At 63.7% G+C, this 13,683-nt stretch carries 13 protein-coding genes; 4 read left to right on the top strand and 9 right to left on the bottom strand.

From position 1 onward, the window contains the following. Positions 1-54: 54 nt before the first annotated feature. Together EOA19_RS11995 and EOA19_RS12000 are read left to right on the top strand one after the other, a co-directional pair. Positions 55-948, top strand: a complete 894-nt coding sequence (locus EOA19_RS11995; RefSeq protein WP_128303707.1) for a LysR family transcriptional regulator — start codon at positions 55-57, stop codon at positions 946-948. Positions 949-1,078: 130 nt separating this feature from the next. Further along, a complete protein-coding gene (locus EOA19_RS12000) occupies positions 1,079-2,158 on the top strand; it encodes a siderophore-interacting protein (protein ID WP_128303708.1) in 1,080 nt (359 codons plus the stop codon). 36 nt (positions 2,159-2,194) lie between these two features. Here the strand turns inward: EOA19_RS12000 and EOA19_RS12005 are convergent, their stop codons facing one another. The 5 genes from EOA19_RS12005 to EOA19_RS12025 form a co-directional block, all read right to left on the bottom strand. Then, a complete protein-coding gene (locus EOA19_RS12005) occupies positions 2,195-3,298 on the bottom strand; it encodes an AbrB family transcriptional regulator (protein ID WP_128303709.1) in 1,104 nt (367 codons plus the stop codon). A gap of 90 nt (positions 3,299-3,388) precedes the next feature. After that, a complete protein-coding gene (locus tag EOA19_RS12010; protein ID WP_128303710.1) occupies positions 3,389-3,637 on the bottom strand; it encodes a type II toxin-antitoxin system Phd/YefM family antitoxin in 249 nt (82 codons plus the stop codon). 24 nt (positions 3,638-3,661) lie between these two features. Next, complete coding sequence (locus EOA19_RS12015) at positions 3,662-3,970, bottom strand: putative quinol monooxygenase (RefSeq protein ID WP_023809886.1); 309 nt, start codon at positions 3,968-3,970, stop codon at positions 3,662-3,664. Positions 3,971-4,032: 62 nt separating this feature from the next. Continuing rightward, a complete protein-coding gene (locus EOA19_RS12020; protein WP_023809885.1) occupies positions 4,033-4,812 on the bottom strand; it encodes an SDR family oxidoreductase in 780 nt (259 codons plus the stop codon). 151 nt (positions 4,813-4,963) lie between these two features. Next, positions 4,964-5,401, bottom strand: coding sequence for a DsrE family protein (locus tag EOA19_RS12025; protein WP_128303711.1), 438 nt, complete (start codon positions 5,399-5,401; stop codon positions 4,964-4,966). A gap of 102 nt (positions 5,402-5,503) precedes the next feature. Here EOA19_RS12025 and EOA19_RS12030 point away from each other — a divergent pair, with 102 nt between their 5' ends. Then, positions 5,504-6,595 carry a hypothetical protein gene (locus EOA19_RS12030; RefSeq protein WP_164892910.1) on the top strand — a complete coding sequence of 364 codons (1,092 nt, stop codon included), beginning with the start codon at positions 5,504-5,506 and terminating at the stop codon, positions 6,593-6,595. A 245-nt stretch (positions 6,596-6,840) separates the two neighbouring features. On the opposite strand, the gene EOA19_RS12035 is transcribed toward EOA19_RS12030, so the two are convergent. Together EOA19_RS12035 and EOA19_RS12040 are read right to left on the bottom strand one after the other, a co-directional pair. Further along, positions 6,841-7,788: a cation diffusion facilitator family transporter gene (locus tag EOA19_RS12035; protein ID WP_128303713.1), complete on the bottom strand. Its 948-nt coding sequence runs from the start codon at positions 7,786-7,788 to the stop codon at positions 6,841-6,843. Between the two features lie 5 nt (positions 7,789-7,793). Next, positions 7,794-9,983, bottom strand: a complete 2,190-nt coding sequence (locus EOA19_RS12040; RefSeq protein WP_128303714.1) for an anthranilate synthase — start codon at positions 9,981-9,983, stop codon at positions 7,794-7,796. A gap of 319 nt (positions 9,984-10,302) precedes the next feature. Here EOA19_RS12040 and EOA19_RS12045 point away from each other — a divergent pair, with 319 nt between their 5' ends. Next, positions 10,303-11,073, top strand: a complete 771-nt coding sequence (locus EOA19_RS12045) for an isocitrate lyase/phosphoenolpyruvate mutase family protein (RefSeq protein WP_128303715.1) — start codon at positions 10,303-10,305, stop codon at positions 11,071-11,073. A gap of 273 nt (positions 11,074-11,346) precedes the next feature. On the opposite strand, the gene EOA19_RS12050 is transcribed toward EOA19_RS12045, so the two are convergent. Together EOA19_RS12050 and EOA19_RS12055 are read right to left on the bottom strand one after the other, a co-directional pair. Then, complete coding sequence (locus EOA19_RS12050; protein WP_128303716.1) at positions 11,347-12,402, bottom strand: succinylglutamate desuccinylase/aspartoacylase family protein; 1,056 nt, start codon at positions 12,400-12,402, stop codon at positions 11,347-11,349. Positions 12,403-12,488: 86 nt separating this feature from the next. After that, positions 12,489-13,661, bottom strand: coding sequence for an MFS transporter (locus tag EOA19_RS12055; RefSeq protein ID WP_128303717.1), 1,173 nt, complete (start codon positions 13,659-13,661; stop codon positions 12,489-12,491). Positions 13,662-13,683: the final 22 nt, after the last annotated feature.

Raw genomic sequence — 13,683 nt, forward strand, 5'->3', positions numbered from 1 at the left:
ATGGTGTTATATCTCCTGGTATATCGGACTGAAACGCTCGAATGGAATGACACGATGGATCGTCTCAACGGGCTCCTGGCCTTCGCCCGCACCGCCGAATTCGGCAGTTTCGTCGCTGCAGGGCGGGCGCTCGGCATCTCGGCTTCCGCCGTCGGCAAGAGCGTCGCGCGGCTCGAACAGGAGCTCGGCGTGCGGCTCCTGCAGCGCAGCACGCGGCGCATTGGCCTGACGGAAGAGGGCAGACTGTTCAACGAGCGCGTGCGCCGCATCCTCGACGACATCGGCGATGCCGAGGCGATGCTGTCGCGGACACGGGAAACGCCGCATGGGCGGCTGCGCATATCCACTCCGATCGTCACCTATCATTTGCTGCTGCCGGTGCTGTCGGAGTTCATGGCCCGCTATCCGGAGATAGAGCTCGACATCGATTTCAACGACCGGATCGTCGACGTGATCGACGAGGGCATCGATGTCGCGATCCGAAGCGGCGAGCTGCCCGATTCACGCTTGGTGTCCAGGCCCGTTGCGCCCTTTCGCATGCTGTTGTGCGCGGCGCCCTCCTACCTCGACCGCCATGGCACACCCGGCGAGCCGGCTGATCTCATCAGGCATTTCGGCATAAACTTCCGCTTCCTCAACAGCGGCAGGCTGTTGGAGTGGCCGTTCATTACCGGAAGCGCCCAACCGCAGATCCGCTCGATGCTGACCTGCAACAACATGGAAGCGTTGAAGGGCGCCACACTCGCCGGCCTCGGCATCGCCTGCATGCCGAATTTCCTGATCCGCGAGGTGCTGCACGAAGACAGGCTGCGCACCGTCCTTGACGATCATGTTGATGGCCGCGGCCAGTTCCGGATGCTGTGGCCCTCCAATCGCCATTTGTCGCCGAAGGTGCGCGTCTTCGTCGACTTCCTTCCCGAGCGGCTTGCTGCGACAAGCGGTTCGTAGCCAACTCATCGAATAAATATGATTATTATTATCATGTTTCTGTGGAAACATCGGAGCGGCTGTGGCATGCCGCTGACGGTGAGGGTGCCGCGCGGCGCCTTGCCCCGAACTGTTTCGAAGGACTTGAGCGATGGACCAACTGAGCGCGCAAACCCGGATCAGCGACGCGGCGATCAGGTTGGTGATGGATCGGCTGCGCGCAGAGCACAGCGAATTCGAGATTGACACTGGCGTTGCCGACCAGTGGGAGCTCCGCCTCTATTACGGCTCGTTGAGCGCTACGCTCGATGATGAAAGCGTGCTGATCCGGGTCGCGGCGACCGACGAAACCTGCCTCTCCTACATGAAGATGACGGTTGCCGGCCATGTCGCCGAACATCTCGGCACGACCAGGGGCATCCATTGGCAAGGTGACGGCAGCGACGCCGGTACGCCGGTCTTCTTCCGCGAGATCGCGGTGATGTCGTCAACGCGGATATCGGCGCACATGCAGCGTCTGCGCTTCGCCGGCAAGGATCTCGGCCGATTTACCCATGGCGGCCTGCACATGCGGCTGCTGCTGCCGCCGCCTGGCCGCCGGCTGGTTTGGCCGACGATGGGCGCTGACGGCTTGATCGTCTGGCCTTCTGGCGACGATGCGCTTGCCGTGCGGGTCTACACGATCCGGGCGGTGGACGCCGCAAGCGGTTGGCTCGACGTCGATTTCGTGTTGCATCCAGGCCAGGAGACGCCCGCCGCCGCCTTCGCGCAAAGCGCACAGGCAGGAGACGTGATCGGCATGATCGGACCCGGTGGCGGCGACGCCCCGGTGGCGCAGACCTTGCTTCTGCTCGGCGACGACACCGCACTGCCAGCCATCGGCCGGATTTTGGAGCATTTGCCGGCGTCAACCCGCGCCGAGGCACTGATCGAGGTCGATGGCCCGGATGACCGGATCGCGCTGGCGCAAGGGGACAATATCGATATCACCTGGCTCTACCGGCACGGCCGAGAGGCCGGCACCGCCGGCCTATTGTCGACCGCCTTGCGTGAGCGCAATCACATGGCGCTTGCCGACGGCCTGTACGTCTGGGCAAGTTGCGAATTCGGCGATTTCCGGGAGATACGCAACATCGTGCGCAAGCAGTGGGGTCTGCCGCGCGACCGGCACCTGGTCACCGCCTACTGGCGCCGCGACGCGCAAAGCGAGGATGAGGGCGGCGAGGAATAATCCGCGGCTTATGACCGTCTCCGGCGGCGATTTTGCCTATTGCCTGACGCTTCTCGCCACCAGCCGCGCGACGCTCGGGCCGACCAACAGCACGATCAGGAAGCGTGCCGATTGCAGCGCCATAACGAAGGAGATGTCGACGTTCTGCGCGGCGGCGGCGATGATGGCGATGCTGTCCATGCCGCCGGGGCTGGTCGCCAGATAGGCGGTCAGCGGATCGATGCCCAGGAGATGGCTGATCATGAAGGCAAGGCCGCCGCAAAAGGCGATCAGCGCCACGATCGAGGCGATGATCTGCGGCAGCGCGCGTGTCGCATGGCGCAGGATCGCCCTGGTGAAATTCAGCCCGATCGACCAGCCGACCATGGCGTAGCTGACAGCCAGCAGCCATTCCGGCAATTGCATTTCCACGCCCAAGCCGAGATGGACGACGGTGCCGAAGACGAAGGTGCCGAGAAAGAAGGGCGAAGGCAGCCGGCACAGCTTTCCCGCCAAGCCGCCGATAAACGCGATGCCGATGGTGGCGGCGAAGGCTTGGGCATCGATCGGCGGAAACCAGACGATGGCGGGGATTTCGACGCCCGAGGTGTCGACCCACATCTTGGCAACGAGCGCTGCCGTCATCGAGACGAAGATGACGCGCAGATACTGCATGAAAGCGACGAGGCGCTGGTCGGCGCCGAAGGCACCGGCCATCAGCACCATGGCGGTGGCCGCACCCGGCGACGAGCCCCAGACAGCGGTGGTGCCGGGCAGGATGCGCCAGCGGCTGATCAGCCAGCCGAGCAGGCTGGAGGCCGTGACGGTCGCCACCACCACGCCGAGAAACAGCGGCCATTCCTTGTAGAAGACCGGAAAGATGTCGGCCGAGATCGACGCCGCGACGAGGCAGCCGACGATCGCCTGGGCGGCGCCGAACAGAAGGCGCGGCACGCGCACCGTGGCGCCATTGGTGCCGGCGACGATGGCCGCCAGCATCGGCCCGATCAGCAGTGCCGCCGGCAGGGTGGCGAGTTCCAGCGCGCCGGCAAACAGCATGGAAACAACCAGCAGGGCAAGCCACTGCCAGAGCTTGCGCATCCGCGCCATGCGCCCGAGTGTGGGCAGGTCCGGGGAGGGCTGCTCGGCCGAGGAATCCATGTTTCGCTCTTAGACCCGCAGGGCGAAAAATGCGAACCGCGATTCATAGAAAACTATTGTTTCACCCGTCCAGGTGTCGAGTAACAGGTTTCATAAGCCGGCGTCGAACCGTTGCTCGATCTCATTGCGACCCATGCGGTCGAAATCGTCGGGGACGGAAAACTGGCCGGCCATAAAACCGACCCGTCGCGCCTGCAGAGCCGGTTGTTCGATCGGCACGATTCTGGCCAACGGCTTGCCGGCTTTGGCAATAACAAACGACTCGCCTTGGGCTGCACGTCTCACAAGGCGCGACAGATGGGCTTTCGCATCGCGAATGTTTACTGTCTGCGTCCAGATTGCTCCTCAAAGTTGGCATCGAACTCACCCCGTCTTGCCGTCAGCCAGCCCGAAACCGCCGACGGGGTGGGTTTCGACCTGGAATTCAAAACCGGCGATGAACGGCCGCGCCTTGGCGATCGCCGCCTGGACTTCGGGAAGCTGCAGCGAGGCCTTGTGGCTTTCGGCGTCGGTCCACACTTCGGTGACCCAGATCGCGTCGGCATCGGCGGGGTCGCGCGCGATGATATAGCTCAGGCAGCCTGGCAGGGCGCCTGTACTGTCGCGCAGGAGGTCCATGACCGCGTCGCGCTGGCCGCGCGCCGCCCGCATCTTGCCGATCAGTCCATACATTCCGTTGTCTCCCTTTGAGATTTCGACAAGAGCGTGCAGATCGCCAGTATGCCGATAGCCGCTCAAGGCATCAACTGGCCGCCATTCACCTCGATGACCTGGCCGGTGATGTAGCCGCTGAGAAGATCGGAAGAGAGGAACAGATAGGCGCCGACGCAATCCTGCGCCGTGCCGGCGCGTCCCTGCGGAATGGTGGCGACCATGCCTTTGATCTGCTCGTCGGTCGAATAGCGCTCGTGGAACGGGGTGAGAATGGTGCCGGGCGCCACCGCGTTGACGCGGATGCCGAAGCCGATCAGTTCCTTGGCCATGCCGCGCGTCACATTGGAGACGAAGGCCTTGGCCGAGCCGTAAAGCCCGGCGCCGCCGCCGGCGCCATTGCGGGCGGCGATCGAGGAGGTGTTGACGATGAAGCCGCCCTGTTTCTTGAGCCACGGGATCGCCTTGCGCGAAGCAGTCAGTACCGAACGGGCGTTGAGGTCCATCACAGCGTCGTAATGCGCCTCGGTCTGCTCGGCATAGGGAATGCGGCCAAGCATGCCGCCGGCATTGTTGACCAGCCCGTCGAGGCGGCCGAAATATTGCGCGCTATCCTCGACGACGCGCTCGACATCGGCGGCAACGGAGAAATCGCCCTGAACGAGAAACACCTCGCCGCCCTTGTCGGCAATCGTCAGGCCGAGCTTCTCGGCGGCGTCTTGACTCGAATTGTAGTGCAGCGCCACCTTGCATTTCTGCGCTGCATAGGCCAGCGCGAGCGCCGCTCCGATGCCGGTCGACGCACCGGTGACCAGCACTGCCTTGCCGGCAAGATCGGGTATGCTGAGTGTGGTGGCTGGCACGGTTCTTCCTCCGGGACGTCTGCCTGTCCTTCGTAGGCCCTTGCCACCCGGGTGTTCAAGCCTTTGAGCAATTCAAGGAAACGTGTGGAAACGGTTTCCCGGGAAAAGGAGTAGCGCTTTCCCTCGGGGAATTTGCGCCAAGCAAACCGCTCTACGGGTGCAGATAGGCGTAACCTTGGCCTTGCAGTTCGGCGAGTTTGACGACGCCGCCCTTGTCGGCGGCATGAAACCCGGCGAGCAGGTCGGGGAGCGAAATATCCATGCCTTGCATGGTGTTGGCGCAAGCATGGGATTCCAGCCCCTGCCGCACCAGGCCGGCGAAGCGCCCGGAAATCGCGGCCGATATTCCCTTCGACTTGAAGCTGGCCAAGGCCGGACCATGCACGACCAGCACGATGTCGACATTGCCGCCGGTGCCCTCATAGTGGTTCTTGATGTTGCCGAGCACGAAATTGACCTTGTCGGTGTCGCTCAAGTGGTAGGCGACTTTTTGCCCTGTGGGCTCGGTGGCGGCTGCCTGTGCTGCCCGCAAACCAAGAAGCGTTCCGGTTCCGGCAAGAACCGCGCGGAACATGTCGCGCCGACGCATGGCATCCTCCTTCGCTTGGCGGCCCGCCGCGAATTGCGTGGCTGCGGCCGCAATACTAGCATAAATTGATGTTGCGTCCTGTCGATGCGGAGGAGAGATCACGTGGCGTTCAGGGCAGGGGAATGGAAGACAATTGCTGGCGCGGCGCTGATTGCCACGCTTGCCGGCTCGGCCTTCGCCGATGATGCACTCAAGCTCACTGAACTCAGTCCCAACGGCACTGACGCCTGTTTCGGCCGCGTCTATGATGCGGCGCATCTCAAGGCGCACCCGAAGCAGAAGGTGGCGCGGATCTTCTTCTACTACGGCCATGATCCGGTCAGCCGGCCGAATGAAGAGCCGACCGTGAATTCCGACACTTCTTACAATGCCTTCATCGCCACCTCCGTGCGCGGCGCCAAGGCGCCGGAATGGGCCGGCGGCTGGTGCAATCATGTGTCGGAGGACGGCAAGACAGGCCCCATCCATTGCGGTATGGAGTGCGACCGGACGCTTGCATCGCTGAAGGTCGACGACAAGGGCCGGCTGCTTCTCTCGGATCTGCAGCCCGACATCTATCTCGATGCCGGATCGGAAGAGGAGCTTGGCGCAGCGGAGTATGACAGGCAGGCGCTCGGCTCGGAGGACGACAATTTCCGCCTCGACCCGATGCCGGCGGCGACCTGCAAGGCCGAGTTCGCGCGCATCGATCCGATCGCCCCTGCGCTCGGGGCTCCACTGCGCGAGCGGCTGAAGCCGGACCAGGCATTCTGCTATGGGCGCGACTACGATGCAGCGCATCTCGGCTCGCACCCCGATCAGCTCACCAAGTCGATCCGGGTTTTCCGCGGCCCGGTCGAACTGGCGTCGTTTGCTTCAGGGGGCGACGCAGCCAACTGGCCTGATGGCGCCGACATTGCCGTTACCGTCACCACACGGCAGAAATCGGCCAAAGTCACGCAGACCTATTCCTGCCAGGCCGAAGCCGACCAGTGGCGCTGCGCGGCCAGTTCGAAGATGAGCGATTTCTCCTGCGACATCGCGCAGAAGGAGATTTTCCTCAAGCGTGGTGCCGATGGCACGATGATGCTGGCCAATCCCAACAGTGCACTCGCGATCGTCGACCTGTGTTCGAAGGCCGCCGACGGCAAGACGAAATCCGACGACAAGGTCTATCGGCTGCAGCCGATGCCGCAATCGGCATGCGCTCCGTAAGCACCCAGCGTTTTCGTCATCCTATGGCGGAGCAAGGAGCGAAGCGACGCGGCGCAGACCATAGGATCCATGCCGTGACATCCGAGCGCTGCTGCGGTGCAGAATTCTGTTCCGCTTCACTCTACGGCCAAGGTCGCGGCCTGGATCCTCGGGTCTCCGCGACGGAGCTTCGCTCCTGCTCCGCCCGTGGATGACGAAGTCGCGAGGCTTCGGTTAATTTTCCCAAGTCGCTACAGGAAATCGCCTCAGGCGAACGGCACGGCCGTCGTGCCCTTCGGCAGCTTGGCCTCGTCGTCGGGCTCGACATGGATGGTGACGCGCACCGAAGGGATTTCGGCCTTCAGCGCGTCCTCGATGCGGTCGCAGATGACATGGCTGGCGCCGACCGACATGTCTGCGTCGACGACCAGATGAAACTCGATGAAGGTGGCGCGGCCGGCGATGCGCGTCTTGAGATCGTGAACCTCCAGCGCGCCCTTGCAGTTGGCCGAGATGACGTCACGGATGCGCATGTGTTCCTGGGTGTCGACGGCGCGGTCCATCAGGCCGTTCATCGACGAGCCGATGACATGCCAGCCCTGCCACAGGATGTTCAAAGCCACGAGGACGGCAAGTGCGGGGTCAAGGATCTGCCAACCGGTCAGGATCGCTCCGACCAGGCCGCCGAAGACGCCGATCGAGGTGACCACGTCGGTCATGATGTGGTTGCCGTCGGCGACCAGTGCCGGTGATTTCTCAGCCCTACCGGCGCGGATCAGCGTCCAGGCCCAGAAGGCGTTGATGACCGTGGCAACGCCGTTGACCGCAAGACCTTCCCAAGGCTGTTCCAAGGGTGACGGGGTCTGCCAGGAGCGCCAGACCTCGTTGAGGATCAAGAGCGCGGCAAGCACGATCAGCACGCCTTCCAGCACTGCCGAGAAATACTCGGCCTTGTGGTGGCCGAAGGGATGATCCTGGTCGGCCGGCTTGTGGCTGACCTGGATCGCCCAGAAGGCGGCGACCGAGGCGATGACGTTGACGATCGATTCCAGTGCGTCCGAATAAAGCGCGACAGAGCCGGTGACGTACCAGGCGGCAGCTTTCAGCGCGAGCACGACAAAGGCGACGATAATCGACCAGAAGGCGAGATTGGCGATCTTGCGCTTCGCGGCCGCCTTGGCCGCGATCGCCGTCGTGTTCTCGGCTTCAGCCATGATCGTCAGGCGGCCTTTTCCTTGGCCTTGCGCGGCAGGTGGGCGACGATGTTCTCGATGATGCGCATGCCGGCATTGTGGCCGAGCGTCATGATCGATTCCGGGTGGAACTGTACCGCGGCGATCGGCTCCTTGCGGTGTTCGAAGGCCATGATGACACCGTCCTCGGTTTCGGCCGTGACGATGAAATCGTCGGGCAGGCGAACCGGATCGGCGAAGATCGAATGGTAGCGGCCGACGGTGACTTCCTTGGGCAGGCCGGAGAAGATGATGCCCGGCTTGGAAACGCGGATGCGCGACGGCTTGCCGTGCATCGGCACATGCAGCTGCCTGAGTTCGCCGCCATAGGCCTCGGCCAGTGCCTGCAGGCCAAGGCAGACGCCGAAGATCGGCAGGTCGCGGGCGCGCGCCTTCTTGATGGTGGCGGCGCAGTCGAAATCTTTCGGCGTGCCGGGGCCGGGCGACAGCACGACGAGATCGGGTTTCAGCCGGTCGAAGACTTCCTCCGGCACCGGCGAGCGAACGGTCGAGACGTTGGCACCGGTCTGGCGAAAATAATTGGCCAGCGTGTGGACGAAACTGTCCTCGTGGTCGACCAGCAGGATGTTGACGCCGTCGCCGACGCGCGCGGTGGTGCGCTCGGTGCTGGCGGAATTTCCTGTCTTGGCGTCGCGGATGGCGGAGAGCATGGCGGATGCCTTCAGTTCGGTTTCGGCTTCTTCTTCCTCGGGAATGCTGTCGAACAGCAATGTGGCGCCGGCGCGCACTTCGGCAATGCCGTCCTTGATACGGATGGTGCGCAGGGTGAGGCCGGTGTTCATGTCGCCGTTGAAATTGACCATGCCGATCGCACCGCCATACCAGGCGCGCGGGCTTTTCTCGTTCTGCTCGATGAAGCGCATGGCCCACAATTTCGGCGCGCCGGTAACGGTGACCGCCCAGGCATGCGACAGGAAGGCGTCGAAGGCATCCATGCCTTCGCGCAGCCGGCCTTCGATGTGGTCGACCGTGTGGATCAGGCGCGAATACATTTCGATCTGCCGACGGCCGATGACGCGCACCGAACCCGGCTCGCAGACCCGCGACTTGTCGTTGCGGTCGACGTCCGAGCACATGGTCAGCTCGGATTCGTCTTTCTTCGAGTTGAGCAGTTTCAGGATCTGCTCTGAGTCGGAAATGGCGTCGTCGCCGCGCTTGATGGTGCCCGAGATCGGGCAGGTCTCGACGCGGCGGCCGTTGACGCGCACGAACATTTCCGGCGAGGCGCCGATCAGATATTCGCCTTCGCCCAGATTGATGAAGAAGGAATAGGGTGACGGATTGATGGCCTTCAGCTTGCGCGAAATCTCGGACGGCTGCGTCTCGCAGCGCTCGTAGAACATCTGGCCGGGCACGACCTCGAACAGGTCGCCGCGCTTGAACGAATCCATCGCCTTGCGCACCAGATTGGCGTATTCGCCCGGTTCATGGTCGCCGCGCGGCGGGATGCGGTCGGGGCTCTTGAACGGCTCGGCGATTTCGTCGCGCGGCAGCCCTTCGGTTGAAAACCCGTCGCCGGCATAGTCGTAGCGGTCGGTCCAGGCCTTGGCCGAATAATGGTCGACGACCAGGATCTCGTCGGGCAGGAACAGCACCAGGTCGCGCTGGCTTGGCTTGCGCTCGAGCTTGTAGTCGACCGGGTCGAACTGGAAGGCGAGGTCGTAGCCGAAAGCGCCGTAGAGGCCGAGATTGGCGTCTTCCTCGGTCTTGAACAGAGCGGTGATGGCGCGCAGAACGGTAAACACCGAGGGGACGCGGCTGCGTTCTTCTTCGGTGAAGACACGACCAGGCTTGGCGACGTCGAGGCGGATGAGCTTTTTCGACGTCTCGGCGATGGTGACATCGGCCAGGCCGGCGAGCGCCTTGCCGATGACCGGCAACAGCACCTCGCCACGGCCGTTCAGCGCCTCGACGCGCATGGCGCGGCCGCGCGCGGAGATAACCAGAGGCGGGTCGATGATGGCGGTGTCCCAGCGCGTGTAGCGGCCGGGATATTCATAGTTGGAGGAAAACACCGCGCCGCGGCGCGAATTCAGGCCGTCGACGTAAGCGTCGATCGCGCCCGCATAGGGCCGGTCGTGGCGCTCGCGGGTGATGGTGACGCCACCCGCGGTCAAGAAACTTTCCGCGCCGTTTTCCAGAACCTTCATCGTCATTGCCGTCTCCATCAGCTTCTTGGGGCAACGGACCCGGGAATGGCTTGGAAAAAACAAATGGCCGCCCGGACTTTCCGTTGCGGCCACCCTCTCTTTTCACGCGCACGTGTTCGAACAGGCCGCTGTCAGCAGGCCCACCACCAAATGGTCTTGGTCGAACGCATGTTCATGGCGAAATCCATAGCTGCGAAAAGAAGGATGCGCAACAGGTTTGAAAGTCTGTTCGTTGGCCGCCGCTTCTCAGGCTCATGGCACATCGCCAGAGCCGACAGAGCCGCTTAGACTGTTCATCCAACAGCAGGAAGACGGGAAAACAACCATGACCGAGCAGATCGAACGCGCGCGGATGTTTCATTCCCTCCACGTCAAGGGAAACCCGGTCGTTCTCTACAACGCCTGGGATCCGGGCTCGGCCAAGATCGTCGAAAAAGCGGGCGCCAAGGCGATCGCCACCGGAAGCTGGCCGGTCGCGGCCGCGTTCGGCTACGCCGATGGCGAGAAAATCCCGCTGGAGCTTGCGCTCGACAACATCGGGCGCATCGTCGGGTCGGTCGACCTGCCGGTCACCATGGATCTCGAGGGCGGTTACGGCGTCGATCCGGAAATCGTCGCGAGAACGGTAACGTTGGCGCTGCGGGCCGGCGCTGTTGGTTTCAACTTCGAAGACCAGATCGTCGGTGGCAGCGGCCTGCATGACATTTCTGTCCAGGTAAAGCGCATCGAAGCTGCTGCGGCGGCCGTCAAGGCTTCCGGCATACCGGCGTTCATCAACGCTCGAACCGACATCTTCCTCAAGGCGAAACCGGATGCGCACGATGACGTTCTGCTTGACCAGGCCATCGAGCGCGCACAGGCCTTCGAAAAAGCCGGCGCGCACGGCTTCTTTGCGCCGGGCCTTGGCGACGAGGGCCTGATCGAGACGCTCTGCAAGGAAATTGCGTTGCCGGTCAACATCATTGCGCTGGCGCATGTGCCGCCGCGCCAGCGGCTGGCGGAACTGGGTGTCGCCCGTATCAGCCACGGCCCGGTACCTTACCGGCAGATGGCGGAGTGGCTGGAGGGGAAGGCGCGACTGGCTATTTCGGGCTAGGCGGTGATGCTGCATGCAACGGGTTTGGGATTGGCCGAAGCCTCGCAACTTCGTCATCCTCGGGCGGAGCAGGAGCGAAGCGACGTCGCGGAGACCCGAGGATCCATGCCGCGACCTCAGTTGAAGGGCGCAGCGGAACAGAATTCTGAACGTAGCGACGCTTTGAAGTCGCGGCATGGATTCTAGGGTCTGCGCCGCGTCGCTTCGCTCCTTGCTTCGCCCTAGAATGACGAAGCTATGGAGTGCTTCGGCAAACTACGAGGCAAAGCTTTCTCAATCTTCCAGCGTTCCCGACCTGGCGTCGGTGCTCTTCCTGTCGCCGACCAGCTTCAAGAGATCCTCGCCGGCGCGGATGATGCGGCGCGAGCGGCGGGTCAGGATGATGCCATCCTGCGGCGCAAACACTTCGGTGCGGCCATCGGTTTCACCCGGTGCATGGACGATGGTGGCTAGGCGCGCGCCCTTGGCGACGTGGTCGCCGGGTTTGACGTCGTAGAGCACGGCACCGGCCCGTGGCGCCGGCATCATGTCGATGTTTTCCAATGGCGCCACTAAGCCGGTGAAAGGACCCGGCGCGGGCAGGGCGCTGTCGGCGATCACGCCGCGCGCCACCAGCAGCCGGTAGAGGCCGTCGGCGTCGGCCGCGGCCAGGGCGCCATCGACATCGAGTATGCCGCGATATTCGACGGTGGTGGCGACGCGACGGTCGAGCTTGGCCATATCGGCGGGGACGTTCTGGTAGGGCATGATCGAGGCGCCCTCGAAGGTGCCGTCGGTGTCCTCGCTCCACAGCACGACCGCGTCGACGCCCATGGCGGCGGCGCAATCGGCCATGGCCGGCCACAGGCTGGTGTGGACGTAGAGATAGGCGAGGCCCTCGTCATCGCAGTGCAGGTCGAGCACGATGTCATGGCCGAGCGAGAGCTGCACCAGCCGGGTCTTCAGCCGCTGGTCGACGCTGCCAAGGGTGGTGTCGGGCAAGAGCGCTGTGTCGGGCGCGGCGAGCAGCGGAAAGCCGCGGTTGAAATTGGTGCGCGTGCCCAGATGGAAGCGGCCCTGATGCTCACCGAAATGATATTGCGCCCGGCCGATCGGGTTGGCCCAGGGCACGATGGTGAGGTTACCCTTGATGCGGCCTTCGGCCTCCGCCCTGGCAAGCATCGGCATCAGCGCGTCGATGGCGACGACGCCCGGCAACTCGCCGGCATGGAGTGCCGCCTGCAGATAGGCCGAAGGAGCAGCCTTGTCGGCTCCGGCGAAGCGGAACAGCGGGAATTCGTAGGAAACCCCTTCGCTTTCGCCGGCGATGCGTTCGATCGATTTCTGCATGACTTCCTCCATCAAGAGCGAGAGACATGCGATTTGAAGACGCCGATGTCGATTGGTCCAGCCTGCCGCGCTATGGGCGCAAGAGACTATTCAGCCGGAAGCGGGATGACCGGTGCGCGCCGGTCCAGCGCCTGCGACAGCACAGCGACGGTGACCGCCAAAAGAGCGAGCGCTGCGCCGACCAGCGGCAAATTGGCATAGGAGACACCAGCGGACAGAGCCACGCCGCCGATCCAGGCGCCGCCGGCATTGCCGACATTGAAGGCGCCCTGGTTCAGCGTGGCGGCGAGATTGGGTCCCTCGGAGGCGGCCTCGACGACCCGGATCTGCAGCGGCGGCACGACGACGAAGATGAGCAGGCCCCACAGGAAGACGATGCCGACGGCAACGCTGGCGATTGCGCCGAACTGCCTGAAGCCAACGAAAAGCAGGGCCATCAGCAGCAGCGTGCCGATCACCGTCGGCATCAGTTTCCAGTCGGCCAGTCTGCCGCCGATAATGTTGCCGATGGTCATGCCCGCGCCGAACAGCAGCAGAACCCACGTGACTGCGGCGGTCGACAAGCCCGATACCTCGGTGAGGTAGGGCTTGATGTAGGTGAAGACGGTGAACAGGCTTGCGGAAGTCAGCGCCGCGATCAGCATGGCCAGCCAGACCTGCAGCTTGCCCAGCACGCGCAGCTCGCCGCGCAGGCCGCCACCGCTTGGCTGGGCGACATCGGACGGCACCAGCCAGGCGATCGCTGCCACCGAGATCAGGCCGATACCCACCACGGCAAGGAAGGTGGAGCGCCAGCCGAACGCTTCGCCAAGTGCGGTTCCGGCGGGAACACCCAGGATGTTGGACAGCGTCAGCCCGGCGAACATCAGCGCGATGGCGCTGGCGCGTTTGTTGCGCGGCACCAGGCTGGCGGCAACGACCGAGCCGATGCCGAAGAAGGCGCCATGGCCGAAAGCGGTGAAGACACGCGCGGCCATCAGCGTCCAGTAATTGGGCGAGATGGCGCAAAACAGATTGCCGATGACGAACAGCACGGCCAGCCCGACCAGCACCGGCTTGCGCGGCAAATGCGCAGTGGCCATGGCGACGATCGGGGCGCCGAAGACGACGCCCAGCGCATATCCTGTGACCAGCAGGCCCGCAGATGGGATCGACACGCCGAGGTCGGCGGCGACCTCGGGCAGCAAGCCCATGATGACGAATTCGGTGGTGCCGATGCAGAAGGACGCAATGGCAAGCGCAAGGATCGGCAAGGGCATGGGGCGTCCAGACTGAATCGGT

It is taken from the genome of Mesorhizobium sp. M7A.F.Ca.US.010.02.1.1, assembly GCF_004023085.1.
Lineage (GTDB): Bacteria > Pseudomonadota > Alphaproteobacteria > Rhizobiales > Rhizobiaceae > Mesorhizobium.